14 protein-coding genes are annotated in these 16,233 nt (G+C 71.5%); 6 read left to right on the top strand and 8 right to left on the bottom strand.

Going from position 1 to position 16,233, the window contains the following annotated elements; genetic code table 11:
* Positions 1-89: 89 nt before the first annotated feature.
* A complete protein-coding gene (locus ABT015_RS33135) occupies positions 90-542 on the bottom strand; it encodes a Rieske (2Fe-2S) protein (protein ID WP_350885806.1) in 453 nt (150 codons plus the stop codon).
* Positions 543-653: 111 nt separating this feature from the next.
* Complete coding sequence (uvrA, locus tag ABT015_RS33140) at positions 654-3,563, bottom strand: excinuclease ABC subunit UvrA (RefSeq protein ID WP_350885808.1); 2,910 nt, start codon at positions 3,561-3,563, stop codon at positions 654-656.
* Between the two features lie 268 nt (positions 3,564-3,831).
* Between uvrA and ABT015_RS33145 the strand changes: the two genes are divergently transcribed.
* Together ABT015_RS33145 and ABT015_RS33150 are read left to right on the top strand one after the other, a co-directional pair.
* A complete protein-coding gene (locus ABT015_RS33145) occupies positions 3,832-4,566 on the top strand; it encodes a maleylpyruvate isomerase family mycothiol-dependent enzyme (protein ID WP_350885810.1) in 735 nt (244 codons plus the stop codon).
* Positions 4,567-4,614: 48 nt separating this feature from the next.
* Entirely contained in the window at positions 4,615-5,268 is a 654-nt protein-coding gene (locus ABT015_RS33150) for an MBL fold metallo-hydrolase (RefSeq protein ID WP_350885812.1), read from the top strand.
* A 107-nt stretch (positions 5,269-5,375) separates the two neighbouring features.
* Here ABT015_RS33150 and ABT015_RS33155 read toward each other — a convergent pair whose 3' ends face one another.
* The 4 genes from ABT015_RS33155 to zapE form a co-directional block, all read right to left on the bottom strand.
* The gene (locus ABT015_RS33155) at positions 5,376-6,374 is read right to left on the bottom strand and encodes a TerC family protein (protein ID WP_350885814.1); all 999 of its coding nucleotides are present in this window, start codon (positions 6,372-6,374) and stop codon (positions 5,376-5,378) included.
* 278 nt (positions 6,375-6,652) lie between these two features.
* Positions 6,653-7,231 carry a TerD family protein gene (locus ABT015_RS33160; RefSeq protein WP_350885816.1) on the bottom strand — a complete coding sequence of 193 codons (579 nt, stop codon included), beginning with the start codon at positions 7,229-7,231 and terminating at the stop codon, positions 6,653-6,655.
* Positions 7,232-7,513: 282 nt separating this feature from the next.
* Positions 7,514-9,607: an excinuclease ABC subunit UvrB gene (uvrB, locus tag ABT015_RS33165; RefSeq protein WP_350885818.1), complete on the bottom strand. Its 2,094-nt coding sequence runs from the start codon at positions 9,605-9,607 to the stop codon at positions 7,514-7,516.
* A 211-nt stretch (positions 9,608-9,818) separates the two neighbouring features.
* On the bottom strand, positions 9,819-10,865 hold the full coding sequence (zapE, locus tag ABT015_RS33170) for a cell division protein ZapE (protein WP_350885869.1): 1,047 nt from the start codon (positions 10,863-10,865) through the stop codon (positions 9,819-9,821).
* 102 nt (positions 10,866-10,967) lie between these two features.
* Between zapE and ABT015_RS33175 the strand changes: the two genes are divergently transcribed.
* The 4 genes from ABT015_RS33175 (at position 10,968) to msrB (ending at position 14,225) form a co-directional block, all read left to right on the top strand.
* Positions 10,968-11,735, top strand: coding sequence for a pyrimidine reductase family protein (locus tag ABT015_RS33175; protein ID WP_350885820.1), 768 nt, complete (start codon positions 10,968-10,970; stop codon positions 11,733-11,735).
* Between the two features lie 66 nt (positions 11,736-11,801).
* Positions 11,802-12,263 carry an indole-3-glycerol phosphate synthase gene (locus ABT015_RS33180; RefSeq protein ID WP_350885822.1) on the top strand — a complete coding sequence of 154 codons (462 nt, stop codon included), beginning with the start codon at positions 11,802-11,804 and terminating at the stop codon, positions 12,261-12,263.
* 104 nt (positions 12,264-12,367) lie between these two features.
* Positions 12,368-13,798, top strand: a complete 1,431-nt coding sequence (murC, locus tag ABT015_RS33185) for a UDP-N-acetylmuramate--L-alanine ligase (RefSeq protein ID WP_350885824.1) — start codon at positions 12,368-12,370, stop codon at positions 13,796-13,798.
* 22 nt (positions 13,799-13,820) lie between these two features.
* Positions 13,821-14,225, top strand: coding sequence for a peptide-methionine (R)-S-oxide reductase MsrB (msrB, locus tag ABT015_RS33190; RefSeq protein ID WP_350885826.1), 405 nt, complete (start codon positions 13,821-13,823; stop codon positions 14,223-14,225).
* 126 nt (positions 14,226-14,351) lie between these two features.
* On the opposite strand, the gene ABT015_RS33195 is transcribed toward msrB, so the two are convergent.
* Together ABT015_RS33195 and ABT015_RS33200 are read right to left on the bottom strand one after the other, a co-directional pair.
* Entirely contained in the window at positions 14,352-15,542 is a 1,191-nt protein-coding gene (locus ABT015_RS33195) for a cytochrome P450 (RefSeq protein ID WP_350885828.1), read from the bottom strand.
* The gene (locus tag ABT015_RS33200) at positions 15,539-16,192 is read right to left on the bottom strand and encodes a GTP-binding protein (protein WP_350885871.1); all 654 of its coding nucleotides are present in this window, start codon (positions 16,190-16,192) and stop codon (positions 15,539-15,541) included. The genes ABT015_RS33195 and ABT015_RS33200 overlap by 4 nt, the downstream gene beginning before the upstream one ends.
* Positions 16,193-16,233: the final 41 nt, after the last annotated feature.

Raw genomic sequence — 16,233 nt, forward strand, 5'->3', positions numbered from 1 at the left:
CCGTACCGAGTGGAGCCGGGGCCGCGAAGGGGAGATCAACTGGGCGGGGATCGACTGGGCGTAGATCGACTTGGCGGAGATCAACTGGTTCAGCTCGGGGTCACCTTGAGGTTCCCGCCGTCGACCGTGACGGCGTAGGCGGGCAGCGGCCTGGGGGCCGGGCCGTCCTGGACGGCGCCGTCGGCGATGGCGAACCGGCTGCCGTGGCAGGGGCACTGGATCTGCTGGCTCTTCACCTGGTCGACGACGCAGCCGGCGTGGGTGCAGACGGCGCTGAAGGCCTTGTACTCCCCCGCGGTCGGCTGGGTCACGACGATCTTCTGGTTGCGGAAGACCTTGCCGCCGCCCTCCGGCACCGCCGAGGCCGGGCCGAGGTCCACCGGGCTCTTGGCCGCGCTGCCGGCGCCGGAGGAGCCCGAGGAGCCCGAGGAGGAACCGCAGCCGGCGACCGCCACGGTGCCGCCGGCCGCCAGTACGGCGGCGGCACCGCAGAGCACGGTGCGGCGGGAGGTGGCGGGGCTGGTCTCGGGGGCCTCTGACATCGGTGCGCTCCTGCGGTTCGGCTTCCTACGAGGGACCACGGAAGTCTATGCGGCACCCGCTCCGCCGCCCCGGGGGCGGGGCGGCGGAGCGGGGCCGCTTCTCCCTCTTCGCTACTTCTTCGCCGCGGCGGCGCGCTTGCGCGGCGCCTTCTTCACCGGGGCGACCGGGGCGTCCGCGAACTCGCCCGGAAGGATGTCGCGGAGGAACTTGCCGGTGTGGCTCTCCGGGACGGCGGCGATCTGCTCCGGGGTGCCCTCGGCGACCACCATGCCGCCGCCGGAACCCCCCTCGGGGCCCATGTCGACGACCCAGTCCGCGGTCTTGATCACATCGAGGTTGTGCTCGATGACGATCACCGTGTTGCCCTTCTCCACCAGCCCGCTGAGCACCTTGATCAGCTTGCTGATGTCCTCGAAGTGCAGGCCGGTGGTGGGCTCGTCCAGCACGTAGACCGTCCGCCCGGTCGAGCGCTTCTGCAGCTCGGAGGCGAGCTTGACGCGCTGCGCCTCGCCGCCGGAGAGCGTCGGCGCGGACTGGCCGAGCCGGACGTAGCCGAGGCCGACGTCGTTGAGCGTCCTGAGGTGCCGGGCGATCGCCGGGACGGCCTCGAAGAAGGCCAGCGCCTCCTCGATCGGCATGTCCAGCACCTCGGAGATGGACTTGCCCTTGTAGTGGACCTCCAGCGTCTCCCGGTTGTACCGGGCGCCGTGGCAGACCTCGCACGGGACGTAGACGTCCGGCAGGAAGTTCATCTCGATCTTGATGGTGCCGTCGCCCGAGCAGTTCTCGCAGCGGCCGCCCTTGACGTTGAAGGAGAACCGGCCGGGCAGGTAGCCGCGGACCTTCGCCTCCTGCGTCTCCGCGAAGAGCCGGCGCACGTGGTCGAACACCCCGGTGTAGGTGGCCGGGTTGGAGCGCGGGGTGCGCCCGATCGGCGACTGGTCGACGTGCACCACCTTGTCCACCAGGTCGGTGCCGGTGATCCGGGTGTGCCGGCCGGGCACGCTGCGGGCGCCGTTCAGCTCCCGGGCGAGGTGGGTGTAGAGGATGTCGTTGACCAGCGTCGACTTGCCGGAGCCGGAGACGCCGGTGATCGCGGTGAAGGTGCCGAGCGGGAAGCCGACCGTGACGTCCTTGAGGTTGTGCTCGCGGGCGCCGTGGACGGTCAGCTGGCGCTTCTTGTCCCGGTCGCGGCGGCCCGCCGGGATCGGGATGGACCGCTTGCCGGAGAGGTACTGGCCGGTCAGCGACTCCTTGTTGGACAGCAGCCCCTTCAACGAGCCGGAGTGCACCACCTTGCCGCCGTGCTCGCCGGCGCCCGGGCCGATGTCGACCACCCAGTCCGCCGTCTTGATGGTGTCCTCGTCGTGCTCGACCACGATCAGCGTGTTGCCGATGTCGCGCAGCCGCACCAGCGTCTCGATCAGCCGGTGGTTGTCCCGCTGGTGCAGGCCGATGGACGGCTCGTCCAGCACGTACAGCACGCCGACCAGGCCGGAGCCGATCTGGGTGGCCAGCCGGATGCGCTGGGCCTCGCCGCCGGACAGGGTGCCGGCCGCGCGGTTCAGCGAGAGGTAGTCCAGGCCGACGTCGACCAGGAAGCGCAGCCGCTCGTTGACCTCCTTCAGGACGCGCTCGGCGATCTGCTTGTCCCGGTCGTTCAGCTTCATCGCGCCCAGGAACTCGGCGCAGTCGCTGATCGACATCGCCGAGACGTCGGCGATCGACTTCTCCTCGACGGTGACCGCGAGCACCACCGGCTTGAGCCGGGTGCCCTCGCACGTCGGGCAGGGCACCTCGCGCATGTAGCCCTCGAAGCGCTCGCGGCTGCTGTCGCTCTCCGCCTCGGTGTGCCGGCGCTGGATGAACGGGACGGCGCCCTCGAAGCCGGTGCTGTACGAGCGCTCGCGCCCGAAGCGGTTGCGGTAGCTGACCTGCACCTGGTGCTTGTGCCCGTACAGCAGCGCCTTCTTGGCGCGGGCCGGCAGCCCGGCCCACGGGATGTCGGTGCGGAAGCCGAGCTCCCCGGCGAGCGCGTCGATCAGCCGCTGGAAGTACTCCTTGGCGTGGCCCGCCGACCACGGGTGGATCGCGCCCTCCTCCAGCGAGCGCTCCGGGTCCGGGACGACCAGCTCCGGGTCGACCTCCATCCGGTTGCCCAGGCCCGAGCAGTCCGGGCAGGCGCCGAACGGCGAGTTGAAGGAGAACGAGCGCGGCTCCAGCTCCTCGAACGACACGTCGTCGTACGGGCAGTAGAGGTGCTCGGAGTACATCCGCTCGCGCTCCGGGTCGTCCTCCGCGAGGTCGACGAAGTCGAGCACGACCATGCCGCCGGACAGCCGCAGGGCCGTCTCCACCGAGTCGGTGAGCCGCCGTTTGGCGCTCTCCTTGACGGTCAGGCGGTCGATGACCACCTCGACGGTGTGCTTCTCCTGCTTCTTGAGCTTCGGCGGCTCGGCGAGCTGGATCGTCTCGCCGTCCACCCGGGCGCGCGAGTAGCCCTTGGACTGGAGGTCGGCGAAGAGGTCGACGAACTCGCCCTTGCGCTCGCGCACCACCGGGCTGAGCACCTGGAACCGGGTGCCCTCGGCGAGCTCCAGCACCTTGTCGACGATCGCCTGCGGCGACTGCTTGGCGATCGGGCGGCCGCAGTGCGGGCAGTGCGGCTTGCCGATCCGGGCGAACAGCAGGCGCAGGTAGTCGTAGACCTCGGTGATCGTGCCGACGGTCGAACGGGGGTTGCGGTTGGTGGACTTCTGATCGATCGAGACGGCCGGGGAGAGGCCTTCGATGAAGTCCACATCGGGCTTGTCCATCTGCCCGAGGAACTGGCGGGCGTAGGAGGACAGCGACTCGACGTAGCGGCGCTGGCCCTCGGCGAAGATCGTGTCGAAGGCGAGCGAGGACTTGCCGGAGCCGGAGAGGCCCGTGAAGACGATGAGGGAGTCGCGGGGCAGGTCGAGCGAGACGTTCTTGAGGTTGTGCTCGCGAGCACCGCGGACGATGAGGCGGTCGGCCACTGCTTCTGGCGCCTTTCTCCGGGGCGAAGGGACTTGCGGGGAGATGTGTGCTTCTTCCAGGATGCGGCAGCCAGCCTACTAGCTCAGACGTTCGAATATCGACCGTGTCCAGTGGAGTCCACCCGAACGAGTGAGAGCGCCCTCCGGACCCTCCGTACCCGGACCGAAAAAGGCCCTGCTCAGCGGTCGGATTCGGCGATAGCGTCGGCTGGTCAACGAGCGGAGCCCCCCGCGGGCAACGCGCCGTCTCCCACAGAAGGCCGATCCGATGACCGACCCGCAGACCGCCGCCGAGGCCGCCGCGCAGTACCTGGCCCTGGTCGAGGAGAGCACCCGGCACCTGCTGAACACCGTCGCCGAGCTGAAGCCCGAGGCCGTCGCCGAGCCCTCCGCCCTGCCCGGCTGGACCCGCGGTCACGTGCTGGCCCACCTCGCCCGCAACGCCGACTCGCTGGTCAACCTGCTGGACGGCGCCCGCACCGGCACCGACATCCCGCAGTACGCCAGCACCGAGGCCCGCGACCGGCAGATCGAGGAGGGCGCGCCCCGCCCGGTGGACGTCCAGCTCGCCGACCTGCGCGACTCCCGCGAGCGCTTCGCCGCGGCCTCCGCGCTGCTGCCCGCCGAAGCCTGGACGGTCGAGGTCCGCCACCGCACCGGCTACGTCTTCCCCGCCCACGACCTCCCGTGGAAGCGCCTCGCCGAGGTCGAGTACCACCACGTCGACCTGGACGCCGGCCACACCCCCGCGCACTGGCCGGAGGTCTTCGCCGTCACCGAGTTCCACAGGATCGCCAACAAGCTGCGCGGCACCGCCCTGCCCGGCGTCGAGCTCGTCGCCGAGGACACCGGGGACATCGGCCTGATCGGCACCGGCGAGCCCGTCCTCACCGTCCGGGGCCCCCTCCGCTCCCTGCTCGCCTGGCTCTCCGGCCGCTCCGACGGCGCCGGCCTCCGGACCACCCCCGACACCGCCCTCCCCCAGCTTCCCCCGCTGGGCTGACGGCGCGAAGATGATCCTGAACCCCTTCACCGGACGAGGAGCGGACGGATGACGTACCACGGAGCGGTCAAGGTCGGCGGGCCGCCGGACGTGCGGGAGCTGGCGCACCTCATCATCACCAAGGTGGCCGTCGGCCCGTACGACAACAACGCCTACCTGCTGCGCTGCCGGGCCACCGACGAGCAGTTGCTGATCGACGCGGCCGCCGACGCCCCGGTGCTGCTGGAGACCGTCGGTGACGAGCTGGCCACCGTGGTCACCACCCACCGGCACCACGACCACTGGGCCGCGCTCGCCGAGGTGGTCGCCGTGACGGGGGCCCGCACCGCCGCCGGCGCGCACGACGCCGAGGGCGTCGACGTGCCCACCGAGCTGCTGCTCGCGGACGGCGACAAGCTGCGGGTCGGCGACGTGGAACTCACCGTCCGGCACCTGGTCGGACACACCCCGGGCGCGATCGTGCTGATCTACGACGACCCGCAGGGCCACCCGCACGTCTTCACCGGCGACTGCCTCTTCCCGGGCGGCGTCGGCAACACCTGGGGCGATGCGGAGGCCTTCACGAGCCTCTTCCGGGACGTCAACGAGAAGATCTTCGACGTCCTCCCGGACGAGGCCTGGGTCTACCCCGGCCACGGCAACGACACCACCCTCGGCGCCGAGCGCCCGCACCTCGACGAGTGGCGCGAGCGCGGCTGGTGACCTCGGCCTCCGGGCACCGGGCGCCGAGCACCGGACACCGGGCAGCGGGAACGACGAGGCCCCCACGACCCTTGCGGATCGCGGGGGCCTCGGCCGTCACACGGGGGTCAGGCGTCCAGCTTCTGGGCCTCGCGCTCGGCCCGCTCCTGCTTCTTCGAGGCGATCAGGCTGGTCACGGTGGTGACGGCCAGCACGACCACGATGACGCCCAGCGAGAGCGGGATGCCGATCTCCGGCACGTTCGCGCCGGCCTCGTGCGCCGCGTGCAGCACCAGCTTCACGCCGATGAAACCGAGGATCACCGACAGGCCGTACGACAGGTGGACCAGCTTCTTCAGCAGGCCGCCGATCAGGAAGTACAGCTGGCGCAGGCCCATCAGGGCGAAGGCGTTGGCGGTGAAGACGATGTACGGGTCCTGGGTGAGGCCGAAGATCGCCGGGATGGAGTCCAGCGCGAACAGCACGTCCGTGGTGCCGATCGCCAGCATCACGATCAGCATCGGGGTCATCAGCCGGCGGCCGTTCTCCCGGATGCTGCTCTTCTCCCTCACAAACAGCTTGGTGCCGTGGTACGTGTCGGTGGACGGGAAGCGCCGCTCGATCGACTTGAGCAGGCGGTTCTCCTCGAACTCGTCCTCCTCCTCGCCGGCCCGGGCCTCCTTGATCAGCTTCCAGGCGGTCCAGATCAGGAAGGCGCCGAAGATGAAGAACACCCAGGAGAACTGGGTGACCAGCGCCGCGCCACCGGCGATGAAGACCGCCCGCAGCACCAGCGCGATGATCACACCGAACATCAGCACGCGCTGCTGGTAGATCCTCGGCACCGCGAACTTGCCCATGATCAGGATGAAGACGAACAGGTTGTCGACACTGAGCGACTTCTCGGTGATGTAACCGGCGAAGAACTCACCGGCCGGCTGCGCGCCGGAGTGCCACCAGAGGAACCCGCCGAAGATCAGCGCCAGCACGATCCAGACCGCGGTCCAGATCCCGGCCTCCTTGATCGAGACCTCGTGCGGCTTGCGCCCTCCGATGAAGAAGTCCGCCACGATCAGTGCGATCAGCACACCGATCGTGGTGACCCACATGGCTACGGAAACGTCCACTACTGCTCCTCCGGCAGGTAGGCGAGACAGTCATCGTCACTGCCGGAGGTCTCTTCCGCCCGTCGGGCCCGCTCTCGGGGCATCCGCACGGACCAGCGCCCCGGGGCGCCACTCGTGGGCGCCCGTGATGACGGGGACGACTGCGGGGGAATACTCCCCTCCGCTGCCATCGAGAGTAACAGGAAGCCCAAAGAAAGGTAAAGAAGGTAAAGAACCATCAGGGACGCCGTCCTCGGCGCCCGTCGGAGATGCCGCCGGAGATGCCGCCGAAGGTGCCGTCAGAGGTACGGCTCGATCGCCGGCAGCAGGTCCTGGAAGGTCCGCCCCTTGGCCGGCGCGCCGATCGCCTGCATCTCCCAGCCGCCGGCCCCGTCCCGGAACACCTTCGCCATGATCTGCCCGGTGTGCGGCCCTCCCCCGGCCAGCTCGTACCGGGCCAGCTCCTCGCCCGTGGTCTCGTCCACCAGCCGGCAGTGCGCGCCCCGCACCTCCGCGAAGGTCTGCCCGGTGTACGAGCTCACCGTGAACACCACCTGGGTGATGTGCGCCGGCACATGCAGCAGGTCCACCAGGATCGCCTCGTCGTCCTCCGTGCCCGAGCCGCCCTCCAGGTTGTCCCCGGTGTGCCGGACGGAACCGTCCGTACTCTCCAGGTGCTGGAAGAACACCACGTCGGACGGTGTCTTCTCGGCGTACAGGAGCGCCGACGCGTCCAGGTCGATCGTCCTGGTACGGCTGCCGAACAGACCCCGCTTCGGCGCGGCCTGCCAGCCGAGCCCCATCCGGACCACGGTCAACGCGCCGCCCGGCCCCTTCTGGAGACTGACCCGCTGTCCCTTGGCAAGGTTCACCGACACGGCGTTGCCCTCTCTACCCGGCCACGCGGTCGCTCCCCGCGCGGCGCCACGGTGGAACACCCCGTGCCGTCCCCCGGCTGAGGCCCCCTGTTGCTGTCGCACCACCCCGTCCCGAGGTCGATGCCGCAGGCCAGCCTAGGGCCTGCGGCACCCCGCGCCTCCCGGCGGTCGCCGCATTGTGGCAAGGCTGAGACGCCGCCGGGCTTGACCGGTGTCACACCGGCCCGGCCCGACGGCCGCCTCGACCCGCCTCAGGCCCCCGTCGGCCCCCTCGGACCCCGCTCAGGCCACGCCGGCCTCCCGCATCTGGCGCAGCTCCCGCTTCAGCTCCTTCACCTCGTCGCGCAGCCGGGCCGCGACCTCGAACTGGAGGTCGGCGGCGGCCGCGTGCATCCGGTCCGTCATCGACTGGATCAGCTCCGCCAGCTCGGCGGCCGGCAGGCTCTCACCCTGCTTGCGCTCCATGCCCAGGGCCGGCACCGGGGCCTTGCCCTTCCCGGCGGCCCCGCGGTAGCCGGTGGACAGCAGCTCGTCGGTGTCCACGTCCTCGCGGGCGAGGGTGTCCAGGATGTCGCCGATCTTCTTCCGCAGCGGCTGCGGGTCGATCCCGTGCTTCTTGTTGTACGCCTGCTGCACCACCCGCCGGCGGTTGGTCTCGTCGATCGCCTTCTCCATCGACGGGGTGATCCGGTCCGCGTACATGTGCACCTGGCCCGAGACGTTTCGGGCGGCGCGCCCGATCGTCTGGATCAGCGAGGTGCCGGAGCGCAGGAAGCCCTCCTTGTCCGCGTCCAGGATTGCGACCAGCGACACCTCCGGCAGGTCCAGGCCCTCGCGCAGCAGGTTGATGCCGACCAGCACGTCGTACCTGCCCGCGCGCAGCTCGCGCAGCAGCTCCACCCGGCGCAGGGTGTCCACGTCGCTGTGCAGGTACCGGACCCGGATGTCCAGCCCGAGCATGTAGTCGGTGAGGTCCTCGGCCATCTTCTTGGTCAGCGTGGTCACCAGGACGCGCTCGTCCCGCTCCACCCGCTTGCGGACCTCGTGCACCAGGTCGTCGATCTGGCCCTCGGTCGGCTTGACGATCACCTCCGGGTCGATCAGACCGGTCGGGCGGATGATCTGCTCGACCTGGCCGTCGCCGCGGGACAGCTCGTACGGGCCGGGCGTCGCCGACAGGTACACCGTCTGGCCGATCCGCCCCAGGAACTCCTCCCACTTCAGCGGGCGGTTGTCCATCGCGGAGGGCAGCCGGAAGCCGTGCTCCACCAGGGTGCGCTTGCGCGAGGCGTCGCCCTCGTACATCGCGCCGATCTGCGGGACGGTGACGTGCGACTCGTCGATGACCAGGAGGAAGTCCTCCGGGAAGTAGTCGAGCAGGGTGTTCGGCGGGGAGCCGGGCTCGCGGCCATCGAAGTGCATCGAGTAGTTCTCGACGCCCGAGCAGGTGCCGATCTGGCGCAGCATCTCGATGTCGTAGGTGGTGCGCATGCGCAGCCGCTGGGCCTCCAGCAGCTTGCCCTGCTTCTCCTGCCGGGCGAGCGTCTCCTCCAGCTCCTTCTCGATGCCGGTGATCGCCCGCTCCATGCGCTCCGGGCCGGCCACGTAGTGCGAGGCGGGGAAGACGTACACCGACTCGTCCTGGCTGATGATCTCGCCGGTCAGCGGGTGCAGGGTGTACAGCGCCTCGATCTCGTCGCCGAACATCTCGATCCGGACGGCCAGCTCCTCGTAGACCGGGAAGATCTCGATGGTGTCGCCGCGGACCCGGAAGGTGCCCCGGGTGAACGCCACGTCGTTGCGGGCGTACTGGATGTCCACGAAGCGGCGCAGCAGGACGTCCCGGTCGATCTCCTCGCCGACCTTGAGCGGGACCATCCGGTCCACGTACTCCTGCGGGGTGCCGAGGCCGTAGATGCAGGACACCGACGCGACCACGATCACGTCCCGCCTGGTCAGCAGCGAGTTGGTCGCCGAGTGCCGCAGCCGCTCGACCTCCTCGTTGATCGAGGAGTCCTTCTCGATGTAGGTGTCCGTCTGCGGGACGTACGCCTCGGGTTGGTAGTAGTCGTAGTACGAGACGAAGTACTCGACCGCGTTGTTCGGCAGCAGCTCGCGGAACTCGTTCGCCAGCTGGGCGGCCAGCGTCTTGTTCGGCGCCATCACCAGGGTGGGCCGCTGCAGCCGCTCGATCATCCAGGCCGTGGTGGCCGACTTCCCGGTACCGGTGGCACCGAGCAGGACGACGTCCTTCTCCCCACCCTTGATCCGCCGCTCCAGATCGGCGATCGCCGCCGGCTGGTCCCCGTTCGGCTGGAAGGGACTGACGACCTCGAAGGGCGCCACTGACCGCTCAATACTCGTGATGGGTCGCACGAGTCCACCGTACGACCCACCACCGACAAGCGGTGCGGCTCCCTCAGGCCGCGTACCCCTCGAACCTCATGGCGGGCTCATGGGCCGGGTCGATGCGGACGACCGAGTCGAAGGCGGCGGCGGGCAGATGCTCGGCCTCACCCGCCACCGGCCATGCGTCCCCCTCTGCTCCGCCAGGGAGCAACGCCCGGCCGGGGCGGGGGTTACGGGGTCAGGTCTTCGCGCTGTCGCGGGCGAGGGCTACCAGGCGGGAGATGGCGCGGAGGTACTTCTTGCGGTAGCCGCCGCGGAGCATGTCGTCGGGGAAGACCTGGTCGAAGGGGAGGCCGGAGGCGGTGATGGGGAGCTCGCGGTCGTACATGCGGTCGGCGAGGACGACCAGGCGCAGGGCGGTGGACTGGTCGTCGACCTGGCGGACGCCGCGCAGGCAGACGGCGGTGACGTCGTCGAGCAGCGCGCCGTAGCGGCTGGGGTGGACGGCGGAGAGGTGGGCGAGGAGGGTGTCGAAGTCGTCGAGGGAGGCGCCGGGGGTGCGGGCGGCGACGGCGTCGACGGCCGCGTCGGGGTAGGGCGGCGGGGCGTCCGGGAGGCCGCGGTGGCGGTAGTCCTGGCCGTCGATCCGCATCGGGCGGAAGTGCGCGGACAGGCCCTGGATCTCGCGCAGGAAGTCGGCGGCGGCGAAGCGGCCCTCGCCGAGCTTCTCCGGCAGGGTGTTCGAGGTGGCGCAGAGCTTGACGCCGTTGTCGACGAGGCGGCCGAGCAGCGTGGAGACCAGGACGGTGTCGCCCGGGTCGTCGAGCTCGAACTCGTCGATGCACAGCAGCGTGTGCCCGGAGAGGGTCCGGACGGCCTGCTGGAAGCCGAGCGCACCGACCAGGTTGGTCAGCTCGACGAAGGTGCCGAAGGCCTTGGGGCCTGGGGCGGCGTGCCAGAGCGAGGCGAGCAGGTGGGTCTTGCCGACGCCGTAGCCGCCGTCGAGGTACACGCCGGCCGGGCCGGTGGGCGCCGGGGCGGAGCGGCGGAACCAGCTGCGCTTGGGTGCGGAACCGTTTCCCCCGCCGAGGGTGGTGGCGAACTGCTCCAGGACCTGGACGGCCTCGTACTGGCTGGGCTGGTTCGGGTCCGGAATGTACGTTCCGAAGCTCACGTCGGAAAACCGGGGCGGCGGGACCATCTCGGCGACCAGCCGCTCGGCGGGCACGACGGGGCGGCGGTCGGCGAGCGCGATCGGGGAGCCGGCCGCGCTCGCGGCGGCTATGGACTCGGTCGCGGTGTCGGGGCGGGGGGCTGCTGGCACGTTAGTAGAGGGTACGCCTGGTGCGGAGCCCCTCGGGACGGCGGCCGGTGGAAGACTGAGGGCATGCAACAGTTGATCAGCCCGCTGGGCGAGCCGGTCGCCGACCCGGCCTCGCTGGAGTCGCTCGCCGCCGTCTACGCCTACCCCGACCAGGTGAATCGGGGGCGGCCCTGGCTGCGCGCCAACATGGTGGCCGGGCTGGACGGCGGGGCGAGGTTGGAGGGCCTCTCGGAGGGCCTGTCCGGGGACGCCGACAAGCGGATCTTCGGTGTGCTGCGCGCGCTGTCGGACGTGGTGCTGGTGGGCGCGGAGACGGTCCGCGCGGAGGGCTACCGGCCGGCCCGGGCCCGGGCCGAGTTCGCGGCGGCGCGGGCGGCGGCCGGGCAGGCCCCGGCTCCGGCGATCGCGATCGTGAGCCGCTCGCTGACCCTGGACCTGACCGCGCCGCTGTTCACCGCCCCGCTGGTCAGGACGGTGGTGATCACCACCGCGGACGCGCCCGAGGAGCGGCGCCGGGCGGTCGCCGAGGTGGCCGACCTGGTTCTCGCCGGGGAGGGGTCGGTGGACCTGCGGGCGGGCGTGTCGGCGCTGGCGGAGCGGGGCTGGACGCGGTTGCTGAGCGAGGGCGGCCCGCGGCTGCTGGGGCAGCTGGCGGCGGCCGGTCTGCTGGACGAGTTGTGCCTGTCGCTGGCTCCGCTGATCACGGGCGGCGACGCGCCGCGCATCATCCGCGATGCGGAAATGCCTGACGTGCAGCGGATGCGGCTGGTCTCATTGATCGAGCAGAAAGGATTCCTCTTCACCCGCTACCTGCGTCCGCCGACCCCGTGACCGACGGGTCGTGATCCCGTTAATGCGATGCCGGGGCCCGGGGGCCGGCCACTGGAAGGGACTCACGTGTTCAAGACGGTACTGATGATCGAAAAGGCTCTCTCCGACGCGGACGTGGAACTCGTCACCACGCTCCACAGCGACGAGAAGGTCTCCTTCGTCGTCCTGATGCAGCCGCGCGGCAAGCAGGACGAGCTGCTGCGGGCGCTGGACGACGTGGCGCTCGGCCACCTCGACAAGGTGGTGCACGAGCACGACGAGTCCGAGTCCGGGCCGACGGTGGCCTCCGAGTCGCTCGAACACAGCCTGCGCCACCTGCGCGCCGCCGGGGCCGAGGCGGTCGGCGAGCTGGTCGAGGAGAAGCCCCTGGACCGGCTGCGGGCGGCGGTCGAGGAGCACCGCGCGGACGAGGTGGTGGTGCTCACCTCCCCGCACTTCGTGGAGGAGTTCTTCCACCGCGACTGGGCCTCCCAGGCCCGGCACAAGGTGGGGGTCCCGGTGCTGCGGCTGTTCGCCAGCGACTCCTAGGGATCCCGGCCGGTGGTGCAGAATCGTCCTTGCGGTCCGCCCGCGAGGACGATTCGCCATCCCGTCCGCCCGACCATTCCGCCCCCGCCCTACGGAGCCCCGCCTTGAACGACGCCGCGCACGACCTGCACGCCCCGCACTTCATCGGCATCGGCGGCGCCGGGATGTCCGGCCTGGCGAAGATCCTCGCGGTGCGCGGCGCCAGCGTCTCCGGCAGCGACTCCAAGGAGTCCGAGACCGTCCTCGCGCTGCGCGCCCTCGGCGCGACCGTGCACGTCGGCCACGCCGCCGAGCACGTGCCGGACGGCACCAGCAGCGTGGTGGTCTCCAGCGCGATCCGCGCCGACAACCCGGAGCTGGTCGCCGCCCACGAGCGCGGCATCCCGGTGGTGCACCGCTCCGACGCGCTGGCCGCTCTGATGGGCGGCCGCCGGGCGCTGGCGGTGGCCGGCACCCACGGCAAGACCACCACCACCAGCATGCTCGCCGTCGCCCTCGGCGAACTGGGCCTGGACCCGTCCTACGCGATCGGCGGCGACCTCGACACGCCCGGCTCCAACGCCCACCACGGCGCCGGCGAGATCTTCGTCGCCGAGGCCGACGAGAGCGACCGCAGCTTCCACAAGTACGCGCCCGAGGTGGCGATCGTGCTCAACGTGGAGCTGGACCACCACGCCAACTACGCCTCGATCGAGGAGATCTACGAGTCCTTCGAGACCTTCGTCGGCCGGATCACCCCCGGCGGCACCCTGGTGGTCTCCGCCGACCACGACGGCGCCCGCGAGCTGACCGCCCGGGTGGCCGGCCGCGAGGGCCTCACCGTGGTGACCGTCGGCGCCGCCGAGGACGCCGACGTCCGGGTCCGCTCGGTGGTCGCCCGCGGCATGACCAGCGAGGTCACCGTCGAGCTGGACGGCGCCGAGCTGTCCTTCACCGTCTCGGTGCCCGGCCGGCACTACGCGCACAACGCGGTCGCCGCGCTGGCCGCCGGCGTCGCGCTGGGCGTCCCGGCCGCCGACCTGGCCAAGGCCCTCGGCGCCTACACCGGCGTGCGGCGCCGCCTCCAGCTCAAGGGCGAGGCCGGCGGCGTCCAGGTGATCGACTCCTACGCCCACCACCCCACCGAGATGACCGCCGACCTGGAGGCGATCCGGGAGGGCCTGGAGGGCGAGGGCCGGGTGCTGGTGGTCTTCCAGCCGCACCTGTTCAGCCGCACCCAGCAGCTCGCCGAGGAGATGGGCCAGGCCCTGGCGCTGGCCGACGCCTCGGTGGTGCTGGACATCTACCCGGCCCGCGAGGACCCGATCCCCGGCGTGACCAGCGAGCTGATCATCGACGCCGCCCACCGGGCCGGCGCCGACGTCACCGCCGAGCACTCCTTCGCCGCCGCCCCCGCCGTGCTGGCCGGCCTGGCCCGCCCCGGCGACCTGCTGCTCACCATGGGCGCCGGCGACGTCACCAACCTGGGCCCCTCCATCCTGGACGAGATCCGGGGAAGCGTGCAGCACCTCTCGAACGTTGCCTCCAACGTCTGACGTACCCCGACCGGGAGCCGTGATGAGCTACGAGATCGAGAAGACCGAGGCCGAGTGGCGGGACGAGCTGAGCCCCGAGGAGTACCACGTGCTCCGCGAGGCCGGCACCGAGCGCCCGTTCACCGGTGAGTACACCGACACCAAGACCGTCGGCGTCTACGGCTGCCGGGCCTGCGGCGCGGAGCTGTTCAGCTCCGAGACCAAGTTCGACAGCCACTGCGGCTGGCCGTCGTACTACGCGCCGCTGGCCGGGGACCGGGTCCAGTACATCGAGGACACCACGCTCGGCATGCGCCGGGTCGAGGTGCGGTGCGCCCGCTGCGGCGGGCACCTGGGCCACGTCTTCGAGGGCGAGGGCTACGGCACGCCGACCGACCAGCGGTACTGCATCAACAGCGTCTCGCTGACGCTGAAGCCGGCCGGGTAGCGTCGGCCGGTCGCACCGCGAGGGCCCGGGTCTCCGTACGGACGGACACCCGGGCCCTCGCGCGTGCCGGGCCGCCGGGGCTCAGGCCGTCGGGGCCCAGGCCAGCAGGGTTCGGGCCACCGGGGCTCAGGCCGTCGGGGCGAAGCGGACCGGGAGGTGGACCAGGGCCCGGTGGAACGGGCCGGGGCGCCAGAGCAGGTCATCGGCCGGCATGGCCAGTTCCAGGTCGCTGAGCCGGCTGGTCAGCTGCTCGATCGCGGTGATCGCGATCAGCAGCGCCGGGTCGCGGGCCGGGCAGCCGTGCGGGCCGGCCGCCCAGGCCAGGTGGGCGCTCTCGCCGCTGCGCAGCTCGGTGCCGTCGGTGGGCGGCGCGGCCTGCGAGTTGGCGGCCGCGTAGGAGACCAGCACCAGGGTGCCGGCCGGGATCTCCCGGCCGTGGAAGGTGATGTCGTAGCGCGGGTAGTGGGCGGAGAGGTTGGCCAGGGGCGGCTCGTGCCAGAGCACCTCGTCGATCGCCTGGTAGGCGGTCATCGCGCCGCCGATGAGGGAGCCGGCGTAGCGGGCGTCGGTGAGCAGGCGCAGCAGGGCGTTGCCGATCAGGTTGGTGGTCGGCTCGTGTCCGGCGATCATGGTGAGGGTGATCTGCCGGATCACCTCGTCGTCCTCCAGCCCGGCCGGGTGGGTGACGAACCAGGAGGTGAGGTCGTGCCGGGGCCGCTCGCGCCGCTCGGCGACCATGGCGGTGACCACCGCGACGAGGTCCCCGTACGCGACGACGGCCTTCTCGGTGGACTCGATCATCCCGGCGATCCCCGCGACCAGCCGGGCGCTGTGCTCCTCGGGCACGCCGAACCAGGTGGTGAGGACGAAGGCCGGCAGCTGGCGGGCGTACTCGGCGATCAGGTCGGCGGTGCCGGCCGCCTCGAAGCGGTCGACCAGTTGGTGGGCGACCTCGGCGACCCGGCGCTGGAGCCGGTGCGGTTCGAGCAGGGCGAGGCCGTCGGTGATCACCGCGCGGTAGCGGGCGTGCACCTCGCCGTCGCTGAACAGGGCGGTCGGGCGGTAGCCGAGCACCGGCAGCAGCGGGTTGTCGGGGGCCACGGTGCGCTGCCAGGCACGGGAGTCCTTGGAGAAGGTGTCGGTGTCGCGCAGCAGGTCCAGGGCGGCCTGGTAGTCGGTGACCAGCAGGGCCTCGACGCCGGGCGCGATCTCCACCGGGGCGACCGCGCCGTAGCGGCGCAGCCGGTCGTAGACCAGCTGCGGGTCGGCGGCGAAGACCGGGCCGTAGATCGGGGTCGGGCGGGTGTCGGTGGTCACGGGCGCTCCTCGGCGGCGGAGGCGGCAGGGGCGGCAGGGGCGGCAGGGACGGTCGCTGCCGGAGCGGCGGGTTCGGTGCCGTCCGCCGGAACGGCGGGTTCGGCGGCGTCCGCGGGGGCGGTGGGCAGGCCGTCGAGAACGTGCTCGGCCAGCGCGATCAGCGCGTCCAGGCTGGCCCCGCGCTCGCGGGCGTCGCAGAGCAGCAGCGGGGTGGTGGGGTGCAGGTCCAGGTGGGCGCGCAGCACCTCGATCGAGTGGACCGGCGCGTCCGGGAAGCAGTTGACGGCGACGGCGTAGGGCAGGCCCTGCTCCTCGACCATGTCCATGATCTCGAAGGAGTCGGCGAGCCGGCGGGTGTCGGCGAGCACCAGCGCGCCGAGGGCGCCGCGGGCGATGTCCTGCCAGAGCGGGAAGAAGCGGCGCTGGCCGGGGGTGCCGAACATGTAGAGCACGAGGTTGCCGGGCAGGGTCAGCCGGCCGAAGTCGACGGCGACCGTGGTGGTGGCCTTCTCGGGCAGGCCGGCCAGGTCGTCCACCGGCCGTCCGGTCTCGGTCATCGCCTCCTCGGTGTGCAGGGTGGCGATCTCGGAGAGGGTGCGGATGAGCGTCGTCTTGCCGACCCCGAACGGGCCGGCCACCACCAGCTTCATCAGCGTCTGGTCCCGGTCGGGCAGGTAGCCCACCCGGCTCG

The sequence above is a fragment of the Kitasatospora sp. NPDC094016 genome, assembly GCF_040304045.1.
In the GTDB taxonomy this organism is placed as follows: Bacteria; Actinomycetota; Actinomycetes; order Streptomycetales; family Streptomycetaceae; genus Kitasatospora.

Excerpts from the sequence above, each read along its gene's own strand:
- ABT015_RS33150 (WP_350885812.1), top strand. The coding sequence starts at position 4,615 with ATGACGTACCACGGAGCGGTCAAGGTCGGCGGGCCGCCGGACGTGCGG.
- ABT015_RS33135 (WP_350885806.1), bottom strand. The coding sequence starts at position 542 with ATGTCAGAGGCCCCCGAGACCAGCCCCGCCACCTCCCGCCGCACCGTG.
- ABT015_RS33200 (WP_350885871.1), bottom strand. The coding sequence starts at position 16,192 with ATGAAGCTGGTGGTGGCCGGCCCGTTCGGGGTCGGCAAGACGACGCTC.
- ABT015_RS33175 (WP_350885820.1), top strand. The coding sequence starts at position 10,968 with ATGCAACAGTTGATCAGCCCGCTGGGCGAGCCGGTCGCCGACCCGGCC.
- ABT015_RS33145 (WP_350885810.1), top strand. The coding sequence starts at position 3,832 with ATGACCGACCCGCAGACCGCCGCCGAGGCCGCCGCGCAGTACCTGGCC.
- msrB (WP_350885826.1), top strand. The coding sequence starts at position 13,821 with ATGAGCTACGAGATCGAGAAGACCGAGGCCGAGTGGCGGGACGAGCTG.